This is a genomic window from Xanthomonas sp. AC360, assembly GCF_979258225.1.
Genome location: NZ_OZ409846.1, coordinates 229,440 through 251,627, shown reverse-complemented (window position 1 = coordinate 251,627; position 22,188 = coordinate 229,440). Strand labels below are relative to the sequence as shown.

Annotated in this window: 19 protein-coding genes and 2 other RNA genes; 18 read left to right on the top strand and 3 right to left on the bottom strand. The window is 64.1% G+C overall.

Going from position 1 to position 22,188, the window contains the following annotated elements; translation table 11 throughout:
* Window positions 1–50 precede the first annotated feature (50 nt).
* From ACZZ0O_RS01045 to ACZZ0O_RS01025, 5 genes are all read left to right on the top strand, one after another.
* Entirely contained in the window at window positions 51–614 is a 564-nt protein-coding gene (locus ACZZ0O_RS01045) for an adenylate kinase (protein ID WP_463591976.1), read from the top strand.
* Window positions 615–956: 342 nt separating this feature from the next.
* Complete coding sequence (gene mpl / locus ACZZ0O_RS01040; protein ID WP_463591975.1) at window positions 957–2,324, top strand: UDP-N-acetylmuramate:L-alanyl-gamma-D-glutamyl-meso-diaminopimelate ligase; 1,368 nt, start codon at window positions 957–959, stop codon at window positions 2,322–2,324.
* Window positions 2,324–2,920, top strand: coding sequence for an LON peptidase substrate-binding domain-containing protein (locus ACZZ0O_RS01035; RefSeq protein ID WP_463591974.1), 597 nt, complete (start codon window positions 2,324–2,326; stop codon window positions 2,918–2,920). The genes mpl and ACZZ0O_RS01035 overlap by 1 nt, the downstream gene beginning before the upstream one ends.
* 287 nt (window positions 2,921–3,207) lie before the next feature.
* On the top strand, window positions 3,208–4,092 hold the full coding sequence (locus ACZZ0O_RS01030) for a bestrophin family protein (protein WP_115562816.1): 885 nt from the start codon (window positions 3,208–3,210) through the stop codon (window positions 4,090–4,092).
* 569 nt (window positions 4,093–4,661) lie between these two features.
* A non-coding RNA gene (locus ACZZ0O_RS01025) (sX9 sRNA) lies at window positions 4,662–4,738 on the top strand.
* A 152-nt stretch (window positions 4,739–4,890) separates the two neighbouring features.
* On the opposite strand, the gene ACZZ0O_RS01020 is transcribed toward ACZZ0O_RS01025, so the two are convergent.
* The gene (locus ACZZ0O_RS01020; RefSeq protein WP_463591973.1) at window positions 4,891–6,978 is read right to left on the bottom strand and encodes a bifunctional DedA family/phosphatase PAP2 family protein; all 2,088 of its coding nucleotides are present in this window, start codon (window positions 6,976–6,978) and stop codon (window positions 4,891–4,893) included.
* Between the two features lie 162 nt (window positions 6,979–7,140).
* Here ACZZ0O_RS01020 and ACZZ0O_RS01015 point away from each other — a divergent pair, with 162 nt between their 5' ends.
* The 5 genes from ACZZ0O_RS01015 (at window position 7,141) to ACZZ0O_RS00995 (ending at window position 11,136) form a co-directional block, all read left to right on the top strand.
* Window positions 7,141–7,800 carry a serine/threonine-protein kinase gene (locus ACZZ0O_RS01015; RefSeq protein ID WP_115562814.1) on the top strand — a complete coding sequence of 220 codons (660 nt, stop codon included), beginning with the start codon at window positions 7,141–7,143 and terminating at the stop codon, window positions 7,798–7,800.
* A 127-nt stretch (window positions 7,801–7,927) separates the two neighbouring features.
* Window positions 7,928–8,743, top strand: coding sequence for an SDR family oxidoreductase (locus ACZZ0O_RS01010; RefSeq protein ID WP_463591972.1), 816 nt, complete (start codon window positions 7,928–7,930; stop codon window positions 8,741–8,743).
* Between the two features lie 174 nt (window positions 8,744–8,917).
* Window positions 8,918–9,061: a hypothetical protein gene (locus tag ACZZ0O_RS01005; protein WP_463591971.1), complete on the top strand. Its 144-nt coding sequence runs from the start codon at window positions 8,918–8,920 to the stop codon at window positions 9,059–9,061.
* Between the two features lie 21 nt (window positions 9,062–9,082).
* On the top strand, window positions 9,083–10,069 hold the full coding sequence (locus tag ACZZ0O_RS01000; protein WP_463591970.1) for a YiiG family protein: 987 nt from the start codon (window positions 9,083–9,085) through the stop codon (window positions 10,067–10,069).
* Between the two features lie 125 nt (window positions 10,070–10,194).
* Entirely contained in the window at window positions 10,195–11,136 is a 942-nt protein-coding gene (locus ACZZ0O_RS00995) for a YiiG family protein (protein WP_463591969.1), read from the top strand.
* 276 nt (window positions 11,137–11,412) lie between these two features.
* Here ACZZ0O_RS00995 and ACZZ0O_RS00990 read toward each other — a convergent pair whose 3' ends face one another.
* The gene (locus tag ACZZ0O_RS00990; RefSeq protein ID WP_115584534.1) at window positions 11,413–12,285 is read right to left on the bottom strand and encodes an ion transporter; all 873 of its coding nucleotides are present in this window, start codon (window positions 12,283–12,285) and stop codon (window positions 11,413–11,415) included.
* A 72-nt stretch (window positions 12,286–12,357) separates the two neighbouring features.
* Here ACZZ0O_RS00990 and ACZZ0O_RS00985 point away from each other — a divergent pair, with 72 nt between their 5' ends.
* Window positions 12,358–13,584, top strand: coding sequence for an acetylornithine transaminase (locus ACZZ0O_RS00985; RefSeq protein ID WP_463591968.1), 1,227 nt, complete (start codon window positions 12,358–12,360; stop codon window positions 13,582–13,584).
* A 494-nt stretch (window positions 13,585–14,078) separates the two neighbouring features.
* Here ACZZ0O_RS00985 and ACZZ0O_RS00980 read toward each other — a convergent pair whose 3' ends face one another.
* Window positions 14,079–14,696, bottom strand: coding sequence for an HAD-IA family hydrolase (locus tag ACZZ0O_RS00980; protein ID WP_463591967.1), 618 nt, complete (start codon window positions 14,694–14,696; stop codon window positions 14,079–14,081).
* Window positions 14,697–15,088: 392 nt separating this feature from the next.
* Here ACZZ0O_RS00980 and ACZZ0O_RS00975 point away from each other — a divergent pair, with 392 nt between their 5' ends.
* The 7 genes from ACZZ0O_RS00975 (at window position 15,089) to azu (ending at window position 22,040) form a co-directional block, all read left to right on the top strand.
* Window positions 15,089–17,371, top strand: a complete 2,283-nt coding sequence (locus ACZZ0O_RS00975; RefSeq protein WP_463592528.1) for a TonB-dependent receptor — start codon at window positions 15,089–15,091, stop codon at window positions 17,369–17,371.
* 67 nt (window positions 17,372–17,438) lie between these two features.
* The gene (locus ACZZ0O_RS00970; RefSeq protein WP_463591966.1) at window positions 17,439–19,046 is read left to right on the top strand and encodes a flavin monoamine oxidase family protein; all 1,608 of its coding nucleotides are present in this window, start codon (window positions 17,439–17,441) and stop codon (window positions 19,044–19,046) included.
* Window positions 19,043–19,468 carry a c-type cytochrome gene (locus tag ACZZ0O_RS00965; protein WP_115528831.1) on the top strand — a complete coding sequence of 142 codons (426 nt, stop codon included), beginning with the start codon at window positions 19,043–19,045 and terminating at the stop codon, window positions 19,466–19,468. The genes ACZZ0O_RS00970 and ACZZ0O_RS00965 overlap by 4 nt, the downstream gene beginning before the upstream one ends.
* A gap of 22 nt (window positions 19,469–19,490) precedes the next feature.
* Window positions 19,491–19,994, top strand: a complete 504-nt coding sequence (locus tag ACZZ0O_RS00960; RefSeq protein ID WP_323522226.1) for a RidA family protein — start codon at window positions 19,491–19,493, stop codon at window positions 19,992–19,994.
* A gap of 30 nt (window positions 19,995–20,024) precedes the next feature.
* Window positions 20,025–21,227: a pyridoxal phosphate-dependent aminotransferase gene (locus tag ACZZ0O_RS00955; RefSeq protein WP_463591965.1), complete on the top strand. Its 1,203-nt coding sequence runs from the start codon at window positions 20,025–20,027 to the stop codon at window positions 21,225–21,227.
* 128 nt (window positions 21,228–21,355) lie between these two features.
* A non-coding RNA gene (locus ACZZ0O_RS00950) (sX9 sRNA) lies at window positions 21,356–21,432 on the top strand.
* A 158-nt stretch (window positions 21,433–21,590) separates the two neighbouring features.
* Window positions 21,591–22,040, top strand: coding sequence for an azurin (gene azu / locus ACZZ0O_RS00945; RefSeq protein ID WP_055848532.1), 450 nt, complete (start codon window positions 21,591–21,593; stop codon window positions 22,038–22,040).
* Window positions 22,041–22,188: the final 148 nt, after the last annotated feature.

Sequence of the window (22,188 nt, the reverse complement as noted above, 5' to 3'; positions counted from 1 at the left end):
TCTAACGCCGCCAACCGCAACGCGTTTTTATTCGAAAGTGGAGTCCACTGATGCGATTGGTTCTGTTGGGACCGCCCGGTTCGGGCAAGGGCACCCAGGCGACACGTCTCAAAGATTCGTTTGAGATCCCGCACATTTCCACCGGCGACCTGCTGCGTGCCGAAGTGGCCGCCGGCTCGCCGCTCGGCCTGAAGGCCAAGGAAGTCATGGCACGCGGCGATCTGGTGTCCGACGACATCCTGCTCGGCATGCTGGAGTCGCGGCTTGGTCAGGCCGATGTCACCAAGGGGTTCATCCTCGATGGCTATCCGCGCAATGTGGCGCAGGCCAATGCGCTGGACAACCTGCTCAGCAAGATCGGTCAGCCACTGGATGCGGTGGTGCAGCTAGATGTGGCCAGTGAGTTGCTGGTCGAGCGCATCGCCGGGCGTGCCAAGGCCGAAGGCCGTGAGGACGACAACCCCGAATCGGTGCGCAAGCGTCTGCAGGTCTATACCGATTCCACCGCGCCGGTGATCGGCTTCTACGAGCAGCGCGGCAAGTTGGCGCGTGTGGATGGCGTTGGGTCGCTGGACGAAGTGCTGGAACGCATCAGCAAGGCGCTCGGCCGCTGAGTCACCCGGACCGGGCGCAACGCCCGGTCTGTGTTTACCGCGTGCCTGTTGGCCGCGCCGTGTGCAGATCAAGACCCCGGAAAAGAAAAACCCCGGCCATACAAGATGGCCGGGGCAGAATAACGCCAGTAATGAGCTTGCTCAGAGCCCCAACAGCATGAGCTCCCTGGGGATTTGGTCTCTTGGGGAGTAGAACCAAAGGGTGCTGCGACTGGCGTTCAGCATAGTGAGGGATGTGACGCAGTTCGCATATCGGGAAATTCCCGACAGTACGGTAGGAGTTTCCTGACAGCGGCGCCGGGTGCGGATCGGAATGTCCTGCAACTCCGGTGATCGGCGACAATGTGCTCCATGAGCAAACTCCACATCCTCGGCATCGCCGGGACTTTCATGGGCGGTGTGGCCGCCCTGGCGCGCGAGCTGGGCTGGCAGGTAGAAGGCAGCGACCAGGCTATCTATCCACCGATGTCCACCCAGCTGGAAACGCTCGGGATTTCGCTGGCCCAGGGCTACGCGCCGTCCAATATTTCCGCCGACGCCACCGAGGTGGTCATCGGCAATGCCTTGTCGCGCGGCAATCCGGCCGTGGAAGCGGTGCTCGATGCAGGCCGCCGCTATAGCTCCGGCGCCCAATGGCTTGCCGAGCAGGTGCTGCCGGGCCGCGACACGCTGGCGGTCGCCGGCACCCATGGCAAGACCACCACCACCACCATCCTGAGCTATCTGCTGGAGGCGGCCGGGCGCGCGCCGGGTTTTTTGATCGGCGGCGTGGCCGAGGATTTCGGCGTGTCGGCGCGGCTGGGGCAGGGGCGCGCGTTCGTGGTGGAAGCCGACGAATACGACACCGCCTTCTTCGACAAGCGCAGCAAGTTCGTGCACTACCGGCCGCTGGTGGCGATCCTCAATAACCTCGAATACGACCACGCCGATATTTTCCCTGACGTGGCCGCCATCCAACGGCAGTTTCATCATTTGGTCCGCACCGTACCGGCGCGCGGGCGGCTGATCGTCAATGGCGAAGACGCGCGGCTCGCCGAGGTGTTGGCGATGGGCTGCTGGACGCCGGTGGAGCGCTTCGGTTTCGATGCGGCGCTGGAGTGGCGCGCGCGCTTGATTGCCGCCGATGGCAGCGTGTTTGCGGTCGCGCATCGCGGCGTGGAGATCGGCCAGGTGGAGTGGCCGCTGGTGGGCCGGCACAACGTGCTCAACGGATTGGCGGCGCTGGCCGCTGTGCATGCGGTGGGCGTGGATCCGGCAACGGTGATGCCGGCGCTGGCGCACTTTCAGAGTGTCAAACGCCGACTGGAAGTGTTGGGGCAGGCGCGCGGCATCACCGTCTACGATGACTTCGCGCATCACCCCACCGCCATTGCGACCACCTTGCAGGGGCTGCGTGCGAAGGTGGGCGCGGCGCGCGTGCTGGTGGCGATGGAGCCGCGCAGCAATTCGATGCGGTTGGGCGCGCATGCGCAGGCGTTGGCACCGTCGTTGCACGATGCCGATGCGGTGGTGTTCCTGCATCGTCCCGAGCTGCCATGGGATGCGGCGCCGATCATCGCGCAGGTGCGCGGGCAGGCACACGTGGCGCATGACGTGGAGGCGTTGCTGCAGACGCTGGGCGACATCGCGCAGCCGGGCGACCATGTGGTGTTTATGTCCAATGGCGGATTCGACGGCGCACCGCGTCGCTTTCTGGCGCAGCTGTCGTGATGGCATCGATCGCAGACACTGCCGACACCAGCGCTTTGCCGCTGTTTCCGTTGCACAGCGTGTTGTTGCCGGGCGCGGCGATGGGGCTGCGCGTATTCGAGCGCCGCTATCTGGATCTGGTGCGCGAATGCGGGCGCAACGGCACCAGCTTCGGCGTGTGTCTGATCCTGGATGGCAATGAGGTGGGCGTACCGGCAACGCCGGCGGCGTTCGGGACCGAGGTGCGGATCGAGGATTTCGATGTCGGCGCCGATGGCGTGCTGGTGCTGCGCCTACGCGGCACGCGTCGCTTTCATGTGCAGCGCTCGCGTATCCGCGACAACGGCTTGTTGGTGGGCGAGGTGAGCTGGTGCGAGCCCGACTCCGATGACGAATTGCGCCCCGAGCACAGCCTGTTGGCAACCGTGCTCGAGCGCATGCTCGAACAGGTGGGCGGCGAATTTGCCTCGGTCGGTCCGGGGTTGCTGGATCAGTCCGCGTGGGTGGGGTGGCGGCTGGCCGAGTTGTTGCCATTGACCGAGCAGCAACGCTTGTCGTTGTTGCAGCAGGACGACCCGCATCAGCGTCTGGAGCAGTTGCTGGCCTGGATGCCCTGAGCGCGCGGGCAATCACGTAGTGCGGCCAATCAGCAGGCGCCGCTGCGCATCGGGTGCGAAGGAGACGAACGTGGATAGGCACTGCATGCCGCTTCCGGGCATCGGCCGCACCTAGTCAATGATCGCGCAGAAGTGTTTTGCACTCGCGAGGCACTGCTTTTATCGCCCCCATCACCGCACTTGCACCGCCGTGGCGGCAGACTTCTTACGCTTGAGTGCGCTAGCGATGGCATCCATGCACTGGATGCGCGCAAGGGCGATACCCGTTTTTAGTGAGGGAGTGTGCCTTGATCATCGATGTGAAACCGCGTGTGGCGGATGTGTTCAGTCAGGTCTGGCGGACCCTGGCAGTGTTGTTTGTCTGGGACGTGTTGATCACGATCATCTATTACGTGCTGCCGTTCCGCGCGCCGGCATTGCCGTTGACCATTTTCGGTTCGGCACTGGCGTTATTCCTGGGCTTTCGCGCCAATTCCACCTATCAACGCTGGTGGGAAGGCCGCGTGCTGTGGGGCCAGATGATCAATGCATCGCGCAATCTGGTGCGCCTGAGCGTCAGCATCCTGTCTGCGCCAGAAGCTGCAGCGCTGGGGCGCACGATCGCGCTACGGCAGATTGCCTATGTCAATGCATTGCGCTGCCAGCTGCGGCGGTTGCCGGTGGCGATGGCCTTGCAGTCGCGGCTGGATGCCGACGAAGTGGCAGCGGTGATCACGCGCACGAACGTGGCCAATGGCTTGCTCGACACGACCGGCCGTGCGGTGGAACAGGCGCGTCGCGATGGCTGGATCGACAGCATCCAGCAGGCCAGCGTCGAGCGCATTCTGGTGGATATCGCCAACGCGCAGGGCGGCATGGAGCGTCTGAAAAATACGCCGTTGCCGTATCAGTACCGCTTCTATCCGAACCTGTTTACGCGCCTGTTTTGCGTGCTGTTGCCGATCGGCCTGGTGGAAACGTTGCAATACGCCACGCCGGTAGGATCGACGGTCGCCGGCTTGATGTTTTTGGCGGTGCTGAAGATCGGCGATGAGCTGGTCGATCCGTTCGCCAACACCATCCACGATCTGCCGCTGGACACCATGTGCCGCACGGTGGAAATCGATGCCCTGCAGGCGATTGGTGAACCCGCTCCGGAGCCGATGCAGCCGGTGGATGGGGTGTTGTGGTGAGTGCGTCGCGCCCCTGACCAGTGCGGCTTGTGCGCATCCAAACGGCGCTGAAGCACAAGCTCTCGGTCACCTTGAGAGGTAATGGAACGGTGCGGATGCGTTGGTTGTAGAGCGGCTGATTTGCGGCTTGGGTGCAGGGCCCTTGCCCGCCCACCATCGCGGGACACGCCGTGAATCCGTCCCTGGAGGCTCTTACGCGGCATCCATGCCGCGTAAGGTCCCGCGACGGTGGGCGGGCAAGGACCGGTCGAGATGGTCGGTGTGCATGGTGCAAGCAATGCATGATGTGCTTCTACTTTGCTAGCTCACATGTGTGTGCGATCCGCATCAGCAGGCCACTGCGACGCGCGAGACGACCAGCTCTTTTACGCAGCTACCGACCAACGTCCTGGTGCGGTGTCCTCGCCGCTTGCGGGACCGTGTGGCGGCATGGATGCCGCCACCGAGCCTCCAGGGATGGATTCACGGCGTGTCCCGCGAGCGGCGAGGGCGCCGCGCCCTCGATTAAGAGCAGCTAACAAAAGGACTGTGCAGCCGCCAGGCAGGCGCGGCCGGTGCTCGGAATCCTCAAGTACCACTCGTACACTGCGGTTCTGAGCGCGCCGTCCACACCCACCTGACGACTGCTCGCTACGTTTTATTAGCCGCTCTTACCAAGGCTGTTGACCTAAACATCCGGCTGCATCTAAGCGACGCAACGCGTTGCCACCATCGAGACAGCGTTCAAAAAGTTTTACTAGCAGTTCTTATCTACAGGACTGCGCGTTCGCCAGCCAATCGCCGCCGTTACCCGATCGATCAACGGCGCTGTTGTAGCTGACCCGATGCAGCCGGATCGGACGCAGAGGTTTCCGTCTGCGGTGCGGCGTTGTCTTTGTCCTCTCGCCGCACCGCATTTCCCGACGTACTGTCGATCAGGATCACCGGCACCTGCGAGCGGCGACGCTGCTCCACGCGATGCGGCAGCGGGCCGAGTGCGTCGCGCAACGCGCTGAGTGCAGGGTCCACGCCGCGTAATGGGTACCACAGGCCGATCAGGCTGAAGTGGCGGCTGTAGCGCAAGGTCTGCGTGCTGCCTACCCACAGCGGCTGTGCGCTGGGCTGCAGTCGCGCGGCTGCAGGCCACAGACGCAACACATGCACGTGCCCGGGCGCGGCGTGACGCACCATCAGCAGGGCTTCCACTTGTGTGTCCAGCGTGGCCGGCAGAATCGGTACTTCGTCCGGGCGGCCGCTGACATTCAGCAGGTGCAATGCCTGTTCCCATCCGGCCTGCGGTTGTGTCCGCCAGCCGCGTGCTTCGAGCTGGCGTTGCAGCGGCGCGAGCGGGCCGGCCACTTGCACGTCCAGCGGCCAGCGCTGGTCGTCGTCGAATTCATTGCGACGTGCCGGCAGCAGCCGCCATTGGCCCTCCCACCAGTCGCTGGCGGGCAGGTCCATCAGCAGCGGCGGTGGCGGTTCGAACTTGGCCAGCTTGGTGCCGAGATTACGTGGCGCAAAGAAGATCGCGCAGCTCACGAACACGCCGTAGAAGATCCACGACACCGGCTTGACCCAGAACGCGCGCGTGGCGCGGCGGCGATACGCAATGCCCAGCACCAGCAGCCAGAAGATGCCGAACAACATGCCGCCGACCACGTCGCTGAGCCAGTGCGCGCCCAGGTACAGGCGTGCGAAGCCGATCAGCGAAACGATGGCGCCACTGACCAGATACGGCCAGACGCGGCGGCGGCCGGGCAGTTCGCGCGCGATCAACAGCGCGAAAAACCCGAACCCGATTGTGGCCATGGTGACTGCCACCGACGGAAATCCGAACCCGCTGCTGGCAGCCGGCGGGCGCACCACCTGCACGGTGGCGCCCAGCAACTGCGTCAGGGCCAGGCCAAACGCCAGTGCGATCACCCAATGCGCCACCGCCATCCAGCGCCGACGCCAGGCCAGGTAGCCCATCGCTGCGGCGATCGCCGGCAACAACACCTGCCAATCGCCCAGCGAGGCCAGCGCCACCATCGGGTAGTCGGCCAGCGGGTTGCGCAGCGCCAGCATCAGGTCGTGTACGGCCAAGTCCACGCGCAGCGGTTCGCCATGCGCCAGCACCACCATCAGCAACACGAACCAACCCCAGCCCAGCAGCAACAGCATCAGCGCCATCATCGCCAGCGGGACCGATTCGCGCCGGCGTGGGTCGAACACGCTGACCGACCAGTTGCCCAGCACCGGGTGCCGATGCGACCACTCCAGCAATCGCGCCAGCAGGGCATCCAGATGGCCCGCCGACCAGCGGTACGAATACAGCACCACCGCCCAGGCCAGGCCGATCACCGCGGCCAGCAGGGTGACCACCACGAACAGGCGCCCGGCGACTGCGGCGACCGCGTCGTAGGCGGTGCCCAACACCCAGCCCGGCACCAGAAACAGCAGCGCCCACGACACGCAGGCCAGCCCGCTGGCGAACAGATAGCGCTTGAACGGCATGTGCGACATGCCGGCGATGGCGGGCACGAACGGCCGCACCGCGCCAACATAGCGCGCGATCAAAATGCTCTTGAAGGCGTTGCGTCGGAACAGCAGCTCACCGCGTTCCAGCAACTGGGGATAGCGCCTAAACGGCCAATACGTGTGCAACTGGTGGCCCCAGCGATGGCCCACCCAGAAGCTCAACGCATCGCCGATAAACGCACCCAGGGTGGCGCACACCACTGCGTACGGGCCGTTGATCTGGCCGAGCCCGATCAGCACGCCGATGGCGAACAGCAACGGCAGCGCGGGCACGATGGCACCGAGCACGATCACCGCATCACAGAATGCGATGGCAAAGATCACCACGCCAGCCAAGGTGGGGTGGTGTCCGATCCACTCCAGCGTGGCGTCGATCCATGAGTTCATTCCCGAATTATAAGTGGGCAGGGCGACGACTGACTTGCGCCATGCTCACATCGGCCGGTTGGCTTCACCTGAGGTTGCAACCAGGCCCAGGTGCGGGCGTGTGTCATCGGCACGCTCTGCAACGGCAGTACGGCGATGCGGGCCGCCCGCCTACAATGGGGAATGAGTCACGAGCCCGCCGACAATCTCCCGCTGAAGTCCGATACGTTCGGGCGCATTTTGTTGATCCGCGACGCTGGCCGGGTGTTCGTGCGGCGCGACCTGAGCGTGGCGCCATGGCTTCTGCGTGGGGTGGCCTGGTGGCTGGCACGTCGCGAAGCGCTGGCGCTGCGGCAGCTGGATGGCCTGCCGCACACGCCACGCTTGTTGCATTGGGATGGGCGCCATCTGGACCGCAGCTATCTGGCTGGCGATGCGATGTACCAGCGCCCGCCTCGCGGTGATCTGGCGTATTTCAGGCAGGCGCGCAGGCTGTTGCAGCAGCTGCATCGGTGTGGCGTTGCCCACAACGATCTGGCCAAGGAAGCCAACTGGCTGGTGCAGGACGATGGCAGCCCGGCGGTGATCGATTTCCAGCTGGCGGTGCGCGGCCACCCACGCGCGCGCTGGATGCGTCTGCTTGCACGCGAGGACCTGCGTCACCTGCTCAAGCACAAGCGCATGTATTGCCCGGCCGCGATCACGCCAGTGGAACGTCGCGTGCTCAAGCGCAGGTCGTGGGTGCGCGAGCTGTGGTTCGCCACCGGCAAACCGGTCTACCGCTTTGTGACTCGGCGCATCCTGCACTGGGAAGACAACGAGGGGCAGGGTCCGAAGCCCTGAGTAGCCGGGATTGGGCATTAGGGATTGGGGATTCGCAAAAGCGTATCGCGTGAGTTGATTGTTGGTCGGCTGCTGGACGTTCAAGGCGCTAAGCTCTTGCGATTGCCGATCCCGATTCCCGATTCCCATGACGCTAAAAGACAAAACGCTCTTCATCACTGGTGCCTCGCGTGGGATTGGCTTGGCGATCGCGTTGCGGGCGGCGCGCGATGGGGCGAATGTGGTCATCGCGGCCAAATCGGCGGTGGCCAATCCCAAGCTGCCCGGCACCATTCACAGCGCTGCCTCATCAGTCGTTGCGGCAGGTGGAAAGGCGCTGGCGCTCAAATGCGATATCCGCGACGAAGCGCAAGTGCAGGCCGCTGTTGCCGCCACCGTGGAAGCGTTTGGTGGCATCGATATCTTGGTCAACAACGCCAGTGCGATCTGGTTGCGCGGCACCCTGGACACGCCGATGAAGCGCTTCGACCTGATGCAACAGGTCAACGCGCGCGGCAGTTTTGTGTGCGCGCAAGCCTGCCTGCCGCATCTGTTGAAGGCGCCCAATCCGCACATCCTCAGCCTTGCCCCGCCGCCATCGTTGAATCCGGCGTGGTGGGGTGCGCATACCGGCTACACGCTGGCCAAGATGGGGATGAGTCTGGTGACACTGGGGCTGGCCGCTGAGTTCGGCCCGCAGGGCGTGGCGGTCAATGCGTTGTGGCCGCGCACGGTGATTGCCACCGATGCGGTCAACATGCTGCCGGGCGTGGACGCCGCTGCCTGCCGTCGCCCGGAGATCGTGGCAGATGCGGCGCATGCGTTGCTGACCCGCACTGCGGCCGGTTTCCACGGGCAGTTTCTGATCGACGAAGAAGTGCTGACGCAGGCCGGCGTCACCGACTTCAGCGGTTATGCGGTCGATCCGTCACGGAGCCTGTTGCCGGATCTGTTTCTCGACTGAGTGGCTGACAGAACGCCTGTGCTCATCCCCAAGCTGGCAAGGCGAGTGCTCGATGCGGTGTGTACCACTCATCCGTTGCGGTGCTGGGCGCGCCGTCCACCTCTGCCTGACGACTGTTCGCTCTGATTTTTATAGCTCCAAGCGCAGTGCAGGTGGCCGCGCGCCGATCCATCGATGCAGACGCTGCGAGTCATTCGTCCACGAAAAAACGGATTGACCTTGCGCGCATCACCGCCTGCCGCGCAGACGAACGCCGCCGTCCACTTCACTGCCGAGCACGATGATTTCACGCCGCAGTTTGCTATCGTGCGCGGCTGAAATCGTTTCCAACAAGGACGTTTGCCCGTGTTCCTGAAGTCCGGCGCGTTTGCGCCCGCCCTGTTTGTGTTTGCGCTCTGCGCCGGCTGCAGCAAACAGACCACGCCAACCGGCAACGCGGCGGCAAGCAAGAGCGCCGATGCGCCGAGCGATGCGCAGCATGCGCTCAACGCCAAGCTCGGTGCGTATATCGATTGCTTCAACCGTGTCGATCTGCCGGTGCATACCGGTGCCAAGCATTACATCGGTTCGATCGACGATGCAGCCGCCGGCCCTAGCGGGCGCGAAACGCGCGTGGCCGGCCCCTACGACATCAGCGACGTCGACATGAAGGCGTGCGATGCGCCGGTCAGCGCGGCGGCTGCGGCGCAACCGTCGCTGCCGGCACTGGATGCTGCGGCTCGGGAGTATCACGCGGCATTGCAGGCGCTGCGGCCGATCAGTCACCAGGTGGCCGATTACTACGCGCGCCAGGATGATGAAGACGACCAGTTCGCCAAGGGCAAGCAACTGCACGCGCCGTTGATGGCGGCGCTGGAGCGTTATGCCGAGGCCAGCAGCGCATTCGGTGCCGAGCTGGAAGCGCAGAACGATGCAGCGCATCGCGAAACGCTCAAGACACTGGAACGCGAGGAGGGACGCACGCGCGAGTATTACCGGCTGTCGATGATGCTCGATGCCAAGCAACTGACCGACGTACTGCAGGAAGATCAGTTCGACACCGCGCGTGTAAACACGCTGCTGGACGGCTTCAACCGCCTCTCCGACGAGGCGCATGCCAAGGTGGCGGACCAGGAGCCGGACAAACTCAAATGGAACAGCTTCGAAACCGCTGCAGAAGACTTCCGCAGGCAGGCCAAGGCGCGGGTGAAACGCGTGGTCGACAAGACGCCCTACAGCCGCATCGAAGAGGGCTGGCTCGATAGCCCCTCGCTGGCGCCGGAAGGATCGCCGCGCAAGTTGCTCAATACTTACAACGCGTTGGTGTCCGAGAGCAATCGGCAGTAACTGCCAGCGTCATCGCACGATGCAGCGCGTGCGGCCATACGCCGGGCGCTGACGACAACGCACGCGATCGACCGTTGCTCACCTCACCTCACCTCATTTCTTCACCACTGCACAGGAACCACCGCATGCGCCATCCACGTCGTTACGCACCGCTCAGCGCAGCGGTTGCACTTGCCGCACTGCTCGCCGGCTGCCAGAAAGATGCGCCGGTTGCGGCTGCGCCCGATGCCGACAAGATCAATGCCTACATCGCCTGCTTCAACGGTGTCCAGCAGCCGCTGCATGAGAGTTACCAGACCTACACCGGCTGGATGAAGGACCCGCAGGCCGGGCCAACGGGCAAGGAAGAAAATATCCGTGCGCCGGGAACGGTGCTGTCGCATCGGGTCGAAGCCTGCGGCGCACCGATGACTGCTGCATTGGCGCAGCAACCGGCCAACGCCGAACTCGACCCGGTAGCAAAGACCTATCAGCAGCGGTTTGCCACGCTCAATGAGCGCATCGGCGAAGCGGTGCGGTATTACGATCGCGAGGATTATCTGCGCGACGACGGCAAGGGTATGCGTGCGCTGCATGCGCCGTTGATGCAGGCCTACGCAGCGTTCTTCGATGCGGGCGACGCGATGAATGCGGCGCTGGACCGCAACGAAGACACCCGGCGTCAGGCTCGGATCGATGCGATCGAGAAGGAAGAAGGCCGCAGCGCGTCCTGGTATCACTTGAAGATCACCGGCGAAGGCAAGCATCTGGTGCAGGTGTTGGATAGCAATGCACCGGATCTTGCGGCAGCGCAAAGCCAGCTCGCGCGTTACCAGAGCATTCTGGAAGAGGCGCAGAAGGCCAAGGTGGGCCAGGGCGATGCGATGTGGGGACACATGGAACGCGCTGCCGATAAGCTGGCGCGCGAGTCCGGACGTCTGGTCGAACGCATCCGCACCAACACCCCGCTGAGCAAGAGCGAGCAGATGCTGCTGGAAAGCGGCTCGATCCCGCCGGGCGGCACGCGTCAGGCAGTGCTGGCCAGCTACAACGATCTGATCGACATGAGTAACCGCATGTCGCAGTAAGCGCGACCTGCAGCGGCTGCGCTCAGCACCTGGCGCGCTCTTTCGGGTGCCAGGGCTGCATGGGCAGGACGTGGGTTGCTTCGGTCATGCGGTCCGCAACGTGCCGGCGATCGCGCGCCGGTTGTTGGTTGGCCACTGTGCTGCGAGACGGATGCGCCAAGCTCGTGCTGCGGCAGTGTGAGCGTCGATTGCCTGCGCACCGGTCACACAGCTTACGGTGGTGATGCCCACCACGTGATTTGCCTCCCGGCGCTGCCTGCGCGCTGCCGCCTTGCGTCAGCCGTTGGCGATATCCGGCAGCGGCTCGGCGCATTGCCGGCAATAGCGCGCGTCCGATGCGTGGCCTTCCAGCCCGCAGCGGGCGCAGTTGCGAACGTCGCGCCGACCAGTGTGGCCGCCTTCGCGCAGCGTGGTGGCAAGTTCGGCGGTGTAGATGCCGGTGGGCACGGCGATGATGCTATAGCCGATCAGGATCAGTGCCGAGGTGACGAAGCGGCCAAGCGTGGTTTGCGGCACCAGATCGCCAAAGCCCACCGTGGCCATGGTGACGATGGCCCAGTACATGCTGGTCGGGATGCTGGTGAAACCGTGTTGCGGGCCTTCGATGACATACATCGTGGCGCCGGCGATCACGGTGATGGTGAGCACAGTGAACAGGAATACCAGCACCTTGCGGCGGCTGCGCCATAGCGCGTCCACCAATTGCCCGCTTTCCTGGATATAGCGGGTGAGTTTGAGGATGCGGAACAGGCGCAAGATGCGCAGCACGCGCACGACCAGCAGGGTCTGCGCACCCGGCACGAAGAACGACAGATAGCTGGGCAGGATCGACAGCAGGTCGATCACGCCCCACACGCTGAGCGCGTAGTGCAGCGGGCGCCGCACCACCGCCAGGCGCGCCACGTATTCGATGGTGAACAGGACCGTGAATGCCCATTCCAGCGGCACCAGCCAGTGCGCCGAATGCGCGTGGATGCGCGGCACGCTGTCGATCATGATCACGATCACGCTGGTCAGGATCGCCACCACCAGCATCAGGTCGAAATTGCGCGATGGGCGCGTGTCGTGACGGTAGATGATGTCGAACCACTGCCGGCGCCAGCCGTCGGCAGTGGCGGGAGTGAGCTGAGGATCGGAGAAAGGGCGCATGCGCACATTGTGCCGCAGGCCGGCGAATGCGCGAGAATGCGGGTTCTCCCTCCGCTTCTGCGACCCACCATCATGAGCACCGCTGCCGATTCGCCCCTGTCCCTCGCGCACTACTACCTGCCGGTGTATCGCCCGCGCCAGGTGGTGCTGGAGCGCGGTCAGGGCAGTCGCGTATGGGATGACGCGGGGCGCGAGTATCTGGATCTGTCCTCCGGCATCGCGGTGAGCGGGCTGGGCCATAACGATGCGGATCTGGTCGCCGCGCTCACCGAGCAGGCGGGCAAGCTGTGGCACACCAGCAACATCTTCTATAGCGAGCCGCCGCTGCGGCTGGCCGAGGAACTGGTCGGCGCGTCGCGTTTTGCCGAGAAAGTCTTTCTGTGCAACTCCGGCACCGAAGCCAACGAGGCGGCCATCAAGCTGGTGCGCAAGTGGGCCAGCAATCAGGGCCGCCCGGCCGACAAGCGCGTCATCGTGACGTTCCGCGGCAGTTTCCACGGCCGCACGCTGGCCTCGGTCACCGCCACCGCGCAGCCGAAATATCAGGAAGGCTACGAGCCGCTGCCGGGCGGATTCCGCTATGTGGATTTCAACGATGTGGCAGCGCTGGAAGCGGCGATGGCCAGTGGCGACGTAGCTGCGGTGATGCTGGAGCCGATTCAGGGCGAGGGCGGGGTGATGCCGGCGGCGCCGGGCTTCCTGGCGCAGGCGCGCGCATTGTGCGATCGACACGATGCCTTGTTGGTGCTGGACGAAATTCAATGCGGCATGGGCCGCACCGGCACGTTGTTCGCGCATTGGCAGGAGCAGGTGACGCCGGACATCGTGACGCTGGCCAAGGCGCTGGGTGGCGGGTTCCCGATCGGCGCGATGCTGGCTGGCCCCAAGGTCGCCGAGACGATGCAGTTCGGCGCGCATGGCACCACCTTCGGCGGCAATCCGCTGGCTGCTGCGGTGGCGCGCGTGGCGCTGCGCAAGCTGGCCTCGCCGCAGATTGCCGAAAATGTGGAGCGGCAGTCGGCGGCGTTGCGTGCGGGCCTGGAAGCGCTCAATGCCGAGTTCGGCCTGTTCGCACAGGTGCGCGGGCGTGGGTTGATGCTCGGCGCGGTGCTGGCACCGGCGCATGCCGGGCAGGCCGGTGCGCTGCTGGATCTGGCAGCCAAGCATGGCTTGTTGGTATTGCAGGCCGGCCCGGATGTGCTGCGTTTTGTGCCGGCACTCAATCTGACCGACGCCGAGCTGGCCGACGGCCTGGCGCGTCTGCGCCTGGCGATTGCCGAGTACGCCGCGCAGCGGTGATGGGTTGCTTGGTCGGTTGCGTGTTGGCGGCTGGTAGGGCGCTGATTGGTAAGGCGTGTGACGCGTGAGCGGGTGCGTTTGTGGATTGCGTAAGGCGGTGTCTAGGTGACGGCCCTGCATCGCAACACCGTACCCTCACCCCAACCCCTCTCCCGACGGGAGAGGGGCTAGTTGGTGCAGTTGGGTTTTACTGCGACTGGTCTGGTTGCGTATTTGTGCACGATTGACCGTGTTTTCGCGCACGTGTGCGGAGGAGTGCACGCGGGCGGATGGGATATCGATGACTGCGTGCTTGGCCTGATCCATCGCTGCGTGGCTAGCGTGCGTCCACTCGGGGGGCGTGGTACTTGGCAGCGTATTCGCGTGCAGATGTAGCCGCCTCTGGTCGCTCGGCACAGCGTTGATCTCTCACGCAGGTCGGCGAACGCTGATCAGACTTCAGACTTCAGACTTCCGACTTCCGACTCACCATTCCCAATTCCCAATTCCCAATTTCACCCCAACCCATACCGCTTCAACACACGCCGCAATGCACGTGCATCGCGCACGGTATCGGCATGCAATCCGGCGGCGCGGGCGCCGCGGACGTTGACGAATAGGTCATCGACGAACAAGGTGCGTGCCGGTTCCGCACCCAGCTGCGCAAGCGCGCGCTGATACACCTGCAGCTGCGGTTTTCTGCCGCCTAACGCACCGCTGCACAGTACGCGGCCCTGCAGTAACGGAAACAGCGACGGCACGAGTTGCGCGATCGCCTCCGCCATCAATGGGCCGTTGTTGGTGAGCACCGCCACCGCGGTCGTCGCCGACACCGCCAGCACCTGCGTTACCACCGCGGGATCCGCGCAGCACGCTGCCACGCGTGCCGCGATCCAGGTGGCGCGGTCGATCGGATGTCCCAGCCCGTCGCTCAATTGCGTCAGATAGGCCTGCGTATCGAGCTCACCGGCATCGTAGGCACGCTCCAGTCCCTGTTCGAACAGGACCTGCTGCACGCGCTGCGGCGGACATGCAGCTGCAGTTGCCAATGCGGCCAGCCGGCGCGGACGCGAATAGCTGGCCAACACGCCATCGAAATCGAGCAGCAGCAAGGACGGGCGTACAGGCGACATGGGGCGTGCTCATGAGGTGGGCACGCAGCGTTGTCGATCTGCCGCTGCATCGCAAGCATGCGGGATCTCCTATGCCCGGATACGCGCGAACGGGTAGGCGCGTGGCGCGCGACGTCTCACACCCGCGTACGGCGGTCGCGCACGCCTTATCGCTAAAGCCCTGCACGTTCATCGGCACGCCAACCTGAGCATCTACGCTACGGATTCAAAGGTTCTAGCTCGGTAAGAACCTACCCGCACGCGCAGACCCTACCCTCCGCACCGCGTCTGCGGCGCAACCTCGCTGGGTATGGTCGATCCATGCCGCATGTGCGGTATCAGCCGGTCTTGGGGAGCGGGTCCGGTCACTCAGCACGCAGCACTTTCCAGGGGTCGATTGCATGCCTAAGCGCTTGAACACCGATCAGTTGGCGACCGCGATGGCCGCCATTCTCACCGCCGCCACGCGTCGCCACACGCTCGCCTCGATGACCCTGCTGATGTCCGGTGCGCACAGCCTGCCGGCACTGGCGCAGGACGCACGCACCCTAGACGCGGTCAGCGTGGTCGGCACCGGCTCCACACGCACCACCGCCTCCATTTCGATGGACGAGATCCAGGCCCAGGTACCGGGCGTGGCACCGCAACAGCTGCTGGCCAGTCTGCCCGGCGTCAACGTGCAGACCACCGACCCGTTCGGGCTGTACGAGTTCGGCGATTCGATGACCATCCGCGGATTTTCCGCCAACCAGATCGGCGTGACACTGGACGGCATTCCGATCGAAACCTTCGACACCCGCGAAGGCGGGCCGATCACGCGCTACGTCTCCAGCGAAAACCTGCTCGATGTCACGGTGTCCGCCGGCTCGGGCGATGTCACCCAGCCCTCCTATCACGCACTCGGTGGCGCGATCCGCTACACCAGCCTGCCACCCAAGGGCGGCGATAGCTGGAGCGGCAATCTCACCCAGACCATCGGCTCGGACGATCTGGTGCGCAGTTTTGTGCGTCTGGATACGCCGGAGTGGTGGGACGGCGGGCCGAGTGCCTACCTTTCCGCATCGCGCACGCAGGGCGGTGTGTGGGACATGGAACCGGCCACGCAGAAGAGCGATCACTTCGAAGCCAAGGTGCGCCAGGCCTGGGATGCCGGCAGCCTGACGTTGGGCTGGATCTACAACAACCGCAAGGATTACGACGTGCAGTCGTACAACTCCGACGGTTCGGTGTCGTGGGATCTGCACGAACGCATCACCGGCAATCCGGAAGTGGATGCCGAGCATTACAGCGAATGGCAGAACGGCCGCCGCGATTCGCTGCTCAGCCTGCATGGCGATTTTATGTTCAACGACGCCATCGGGGTTACCTTCACCGGCTACTACGAAAACAAGCACGGCTACGGCGTCGGCGGCACGCCGCCGAGTACCGCCACCGGGTTGTACAACGATGCGATTGCCGGCACCCCAGGGCGCACCGATATCGCCATCAACGATCCGCAGATCGTCGATGCCACTGGCAATGTCACCCGCGTCGGTGCGATGACGCGGCGCGAAGAAATCATGGGCGGCGATCGCTACGGTTTGACCACGGCCGTGGCGTGGGAGACCGAGCACAACAAGCTGGAAGTGGGTGCCTGGTACGAGAGTTACGACTTCGATCAGGTGCGCCCGCTGTACAACCTGGACCCGGCCACCGGCGCTTTACTCAAGAACGCTCTGCCCATCGTCATCTATTACGACAACCACTTCTCCACCGAGGTGAAGCAGCTCTACGTCAAGGACACGCTGCGCCTGCTGGATGATCGGTTGACGATGGAGTTCGGTGCCAAGGGGCTGGATGTCAAACGCGACTACAACGGGATCGCCAATCTGGACGACTTCAATGTCGGTGTGCGTCGCGCGGTGACGATCAAGAACAGCGACTGGTTTCAGCCGCAGGTCGGTGCAAGCTTCCAGCTGGCCGAGGGTGTGCAAGTGTTTGCCAACTACGCGGAAAACTTTAGTTCCGCGCCGCGGCTGGCGCTGACCTCCGGTGCATTCAATCCGGATATCGCGCCGGAAGAATCCACCAACATCGATATCGGCATCCGTGCCGAATCCACGCAGTGGAGCGGTTATCTGGCCGCCTACAAGATCGATTATTCCAACCGCATCATCGCGCTGACCGACCCGGACCCGCTGGTGGTGGCGCCCACCGTGTACGCCAACGTCGGCGACGTACAGACCTATGGTGCGGAACTGTCCGGCATGTGGAAGCCGGCGCCGGGCTGGCGGCTCGGTGCATCGCTGACCTGGAACACCTCCGAGTTCCAGGACAACTATTTCGGCCCGGTCAGCGGCGCGCTGGTGCAGGTGGAAGGCAATGAAGTGCCCGATGCGCCCAAGCTGATGTTCAGCGTCAACGGCGGTTGGGAAGGCGAGCACTTCTTCGCCAACCTCGATACCAAATACACCGGCAAGCGCTACGGCGACACGCTCAATACCGACCAGGTGGATGCCACCTTCATCGTCAATGGCAGCGTTGGGTATCAAGGCGGCGCTGCCGGGTTTCTTGCCGGTGGTCGTTTGCAATTGTCGGCCTACAACCTGTTCGACAAAGACGATGCGATCGGCGCGGTGTTTCCCAACGAAAGCTCTGGCTCCTACCAGCTGATCGCACCACGCCAGCTGTTCGCAAGCCTGTCTTACCGATTCTGAGTGATCGACGCGGCCGGCATTGCGGCCGGCCGCGCGACTGTCCATGACATGCAGGGGATGTGCGTTGATGCAAGGCAATCACACTGGGGCGATGACGCGGCGGCAATTGCTGGCGCGCATCGGCATGACCGCTGGCGGCGCGATGATGTATCAGGCGATGAGCAGCCTGGGCATGGCGGCCGAATCGCGCTTTACCGGCCCATTGCAGCTGGATGGCGACCCGAAGGGTGCATCGGTACTGATTCTGGGCGCGGGCCTGGCTGGGATGACCGCGGCCTTCGAATTGCGCAAGGCCGGCTATCGCGTGCAGCTGCTGGAATACAACGGCCGCCCCGGTGGCCGTAACTGGACGTTGCGTGGCGGCGATCGTTACACCGAACTCGGTGGCGCAACCCAGCACTGCCAGTTCGACGATGGGTTGTATCTCAATCCGGGGCCGTGGCGCATTCCGCATCACCACAAGGCGGTGTTGAGTTACTGCAAGCAGTTCGGTGTGGCGTTGGAAGCGTTCAACCAGGTCAACTACAACGCGCTGCTGCATAGCCAGAAAGGCTTCGATGGCACACCGCAGCGGTTCCGCGCGATCGATGCCGATTACAAGGGCCATGTCTCCGAGTTGCTGGCCAAGTGCACACAGCAGCACGCACTGGATACGGCAGTCAGCCGCGAAGATCAGGAAGTGCTGCTGGAATCGCTACGCACCTGGGGGGCGCTTGATCGCAACTTCGGCTATGTCAAAGGCAAGGACAGCAGCGAGCGGCGTGGCTTTGCGCGCTACCCCGGTGGTGGCTTGTCGGGCAAACCGGAATTTTCAGACCCCTTCAGCGTGCAGGACGTGCTGCGTTCGCGGCTATGGACCACGCTGGCGGCCGGCAACAACTACGAAATGCAGACCACCATGTTTCAGCCGGTGGGCGGCATGGACCAGATCGGCAAGGCGTTCGCGCGCCAGCTCGGCGATGCCATCACCTACAACGCCAAGGTCACCAAGATCGATCAGGACGGCAGCGGCGTGCGCATGTCCTGGCAGGACGCCAGCCGCGGCGGCGAAGAACACGTGGCCAGCGCGGACTGGTGCATCTGCACGATTCCGTTGTCGGTGCTCAGCCGGATTCCCACCACCGCCAGCGACGCGATGACCACCGCGATCGGCAAGGTCCCGTACGCCGCATCGGTCAAGGTGGGCCTGCAATTCAAACGACGTTTCTGGGAAGAGGACGAGGCCATCTACGGCGGCATCAGCTACACCGATCTGCCGATCACCTTGATCAGCTATCCCAGCACCGGTTATCACAGCGCCGGCAAGGGGGTGCTACTCGGGGCCTACGTGTGGGGGCTGGATGCCTATCAATTCACTTCGATGAGTCCCGAGCAGCGGGTGCGCAAGGCGGTCGAATACGGCACGCAATTGCACCCGCAATATCCGCGCGAATTCGAAAACGGCATTGCGGTCGGTTGGCACCGTGTGCCGTTTACCCACGGCTGCTTCGGCATGTGGAGCGAGCAGGCGCGTGCCGAACATTACGAGCCGCTCTGCCAGATCGACGGCCGCCTGGCGTTGGCCGGCGAGCATGTGTCCTATATCCCGGCCTGGCAGGAGGGCGCGATCCTGTCGGCACACGATGTCGTCGGCCGCCTGCATCGCAAGGTCATTGCCGGCGGAGGTCGCGCATGAGTCTGTTGCCACGTGTGTGTGCTGCGGCCGTTGCGCTGGTCATCGGCGCTGCGCTGTTTCCGCCCGGTCTGCGCGATGCGCAGGCGCAAAGTTCCGACGCCACCGCGCTGTATCCACAAAAGGGGTTCGCCACCGCCTCCGGCGAGCATGTCTACCGTGCGGTCTGCCAGGGCTGCCACATGCCGGCCGGCAGCGGTGCGCAAGGCGCCGGTGAATACCCGGCGCTTGCGGGAAATCCCAAGCTGGCGGCTGCGCCCTACGTCACCATGATGGTGCTCGACGGCAACGCCGGCATGCCGGGATTTGGCGACATGCTCACAGATCGTCAGGTGGCCGAAGTGGTGAGCTATGTGCGCACCCATTTCGGCAACGACCATGCCGAGCGTGTCACCGCCGACGACGTCAAGCTGCTGCGTCACTGATTCTCTCTTCCAAGGAGTTGCCATGTTCCGTCCCGCCGTCAATGCCCTCGTTGCCACCGTCGTGTTATCTGCAGGCCTCAGCCCTGCAACTGCTGCCGAGGTGATCCGCCACAAGATTCCGAATAGCGATTTCCCCATTGCCGCCGCGGTGGAAGTTCCGGCCGGCAAGGCCACCGTGTATGTCAGCGGCAAGGTGCCGGCAGTGGTGGATACCAGCGTGCCGAAGGATTCTGCGGCCGCCTACGGCGACACCAAGGCGCAGACGGTGAGCGTGTTGAAGCAGATCCAGGACCAGCTCAAATCGCTCGGCCTGGGCATGGGCGATGTGGTGAAGATGCAGGTGTTTCTGGTCGGCGACCCGGCGATGGGCGGCAAGATGGATTTCAACGGGTTCATGGAAGGCTACCGGCAGTTCTTCGGCACCAAGGAACAGCCCAATCTGCCGGCACGCTCGGCCTTCCAGATCGCTGCGCTGGGCAATCCGCTGTATCGGGTGGAGATCGAAGTGGTCGCCGTGCGTCCTTGAGTTCACCTCACCGCCCTGCCGGAGGTCACCATGAATACCCCGCTGTCGCGCCGCAGATTTCTGCGTGATTCCGCACTGTTTGCAGGTGCCGCCGGGAGCGCGGCACTCCCGTTACTGGCCAGCGCCGCCGAACGCACCGCTGCCGTTGTGCCTCCCACCGCCAGCGCGCTGTCGCCGGTGATGATCGGTTCCAACGAGTTCCCGGATGGCCCGTCCGCAGCAGCGGTCAGGGCCATTGCGCAGATTGCACCGCAGGGCGGGCGCTATCTGCGCGAGGTCCAGATGGAACTGATGACCACGCTGGCGGCCGAGCTCAAGCTGCCGGTGAACCATCTGATGGCCTACGCCGGCTCCACCGAGCCGCTGGATTACACGATGCTGGCCTTCACCTCGCCCAGTGCCGCGCTGGTCACTGCCGACCCGACCTACGAATCGGGGTGGCGCGCTGCCACGCGCAATGGCGCCGCGTTGATCAAGGTGCCGTTGCGCAAGGATTTTTCGCACGACGTGCAAGCGATGTGCGCCGCCGATGCCAATGCCGGCGTGATCTACATCTGCAACCCCAACAATCCCACCGGATCGGTCACCGCACGCAAGGATCTGGACTACGCATTGGCGCACAAGCCCAAGGGCAGCGTGCTGGTGGTGGATGAGGCCTATATCCACTTCGCGCGCAGCACCCGCAGCGTGGTGGACATGGTGGCTGCCGGCGAGGACGTGGTGGTGTTGCGCACCTTCTCCAAGCTCTACGGCATGGCCGGCATCCGACTGGGTTATGCAGCCGCGCGCCCGGAGTTGCTTGCCAAGCTGATGTTCTACAGCGTCAACAGCTTGCCGGTGACGGCGGCCGCTGCAGGTCTGGCCAGCTTGCGCGACCCCGATCTGGTGCCGCAGCGCCGTGCACGCACTGCAGCTACGCGGCAGGACGTCATCGATTTCCTCAGTCAGCAGGGCTACGCGTGCACGGCGTCGGAGAGTAACTGCTTCATGGTCGATGTGAAGCGCCCCGCAGCCGGTTTCAAGGACGACATGGCGACCTATGGCGTGTTCATCGGCCGCAGTTGGCCGGTGTGGCCCACCTGGTCGCGGATCACCGTGGGCACTCCCGAAGAGATGGCACGCTTCAAGCAGGCGTTCGTGCAGGTGATGGCCGGCAAGCGCGGCCCGCTGCCGCTGCCGCAGGCCACAGCCGATGTGAACGACCCAATGCGGGACTTTTTCCGCTACGTGTAGCGTTGTCTGTGCGACTGCCGCATGGTGATCCTGCCGGCGCGGCGGCAGCCTGATGCGCTGGATATTTAGAGCAGCTAACGAAACGACTGTGCAGCCGCCAGGCGGGCGCGGCCGGTGCTCGGTGCGGCATGTACCACCCGTACACTCCGGTCCTGAGCGCACCGTCCACACCCACCTGACGACTGCTCGCTACGTTTTGTTAGCCGCTCTTAGCGTCGGCGCATCTCGATCGCCGCCGCAGTGGATTGTGCGGCGGCGCAGCACTGCATTGGCAACGGCAAGGCGCTACTCTGACCGCACTGGCGCAGGCGCGAGCGTCGGTCGCTTGCACATACCGCGCTTTCTTATTGCAGGAGGACTGCCTTGAAGCTGTTTTCGACGATTGCTGTGCTTGGCTTGATAGCGATGGCGCCCTCGGCCTGGGCGCGGACCTGCGCGGTGACCATCACCGGCAACGACCAGATGAAGTTCGATCAAAGCGCCATCACGATTGCACCCGATTGCACCCAAGTGGATGTAACGCTCAAGCACGCCGGCAAGATGGCCGCCACGGTGATGGGGCACAACTGGGTGCTGACCAAGTCCGCCGATTTCCAGGCGGTGGCCAATGACGGCATGCGCTCGACCATTGCCGACAGTTACTTGCCCAAGGCCGATGCGCGTGTGATCGCGCATACCAAGGTGGTCGGTGGCGGCGAAAGCACCACGGTCAGCTTTGCAACCAGCAAACTCACCAAGGGCGGCGCCTACACGTTCTTCTGCTCGTTCCCCGGGCACTGGGCGATGATGAAAGGCACGTTGAAGTTTGGGTGATGCTGGGGCGCTTGGAGCCTGTCTCCAGCGCCCTCCGCCGCGTTGACGCATCCGCATCGATCAGGCGACAGCCACCGCATCGCCACGCATGCGCAATTGTTCTTCGCGATCACAGGCGTGCGCATGCGCGATGCATGATGATGTGTAC

Bases quoted from the DNA above. Each gene is read 5' to 3' on its own strand.
- ACZZ0O_RS01045 (WP_463591976.1), top strand. From the start codon at position 51: ATGCGATTGGTTCTGTTGGGACCGCCCGGTTCGGGCAAGGGCACCCAG.
- mpl (WP_463591975.1), top strand. From the start codon at position 957: ATGTGCTCCATGAGCAAACTCCACATCCTCGGCATCGCCGGGACTTTC.
- ACZZ0O_RS01035 (WP_463591974.1), top strand. From the start codon at position 2,324: ATGGCATCGATCGCAGACACTGCCGACACCAGCGCTTTGCCGCTGTTT.
- ACZZ0O_RS01020 (WP_463591973.1), bottom strand. From the start codon at position 6,978: ATGAACTCATGGATCGACGCCACGCTGGAGTGGATCGGACACCACCCC.
- ACZZ0O_RS01015 (WP_115562814.1), top strand. From the start codon at position 7,141: ATGAGTCACGAGCCCGCCGACAATCTCCCGCTGAAGTCCGATACGTTC.
- ACZZ0O_RS01010 (WP_463591972.1), top strand. From the start codon at position 7,928: ATGACGCTAAAAGACAAAACGCTCTTCATCACTGGTGCCTCGCGTGGG.
- ACZZ0O_RS01005 (WP_463591971.1), top strand. From the start codon at position 8,918: ATGCAGACGCTGCGAGTCATTCGTCCACGAAAAAACGGATTGACCTTG.
- ACZZ0O_RS00995 (WP_463591969.1), top strand. From the start codon at position 10,195: ATGCGCCATCCACGTCGTTACGCACCGCTCAGCGCAGCGGTTGCACTT.
- ACZZ0O_RS00990 (WP_115584534.1), bottom strand. From the start codon at position 12,285: ATGCGCCCTTTCTCCGATCCTCAGCTCACTCCCGCCACTGCCGACGGC.
- ACZZ0O_RS00985 (WP_463591968.1), top strand. From the start codon at position 12,358: ATGAGCACCGCTGCCGATTCGCCCCTGTCCCTCGCGCACTACTACCTG.
- ACZZ0O_RS00980 (WP_463591967.1), bottom strand. From the start codon at position 14,696: ATGTCGCCTGTACGCCCGTCCTTGCTGCTGCTCGATTTCGATGGCGTG.
- ACZZ0O_RS00970 (WP_463591966.1), top strand. From the start codon at position 17,439: ATGCAAGGCAATCACACTGGGGCGATGACGCGGCGGCAATTGCTGGCG.
- ACZZ0O_RS00965 (WP_115528831.1), top strand. From the start codon at position 19,043: ATGAGTCTGTTGCCACGTGTGTGTGCTGCGGCCGTTGCGCTGGTCATC.
- ACZZ0O_RS00960 (WP_323522226.1), top strand. From the start codon at position 19,491: ATGTTCCGTCCCGCCGTCAATGCCCTCGTTGCCACCGTCGTGTTATCT.
- ACZZ0O_RS00955 (WP_463591965.1), top strand. From the start codon at position 20,025: ATGAATACCCCGCTGTCGCGCCGCAGATTTCTGCGTGATTCCGCACTG.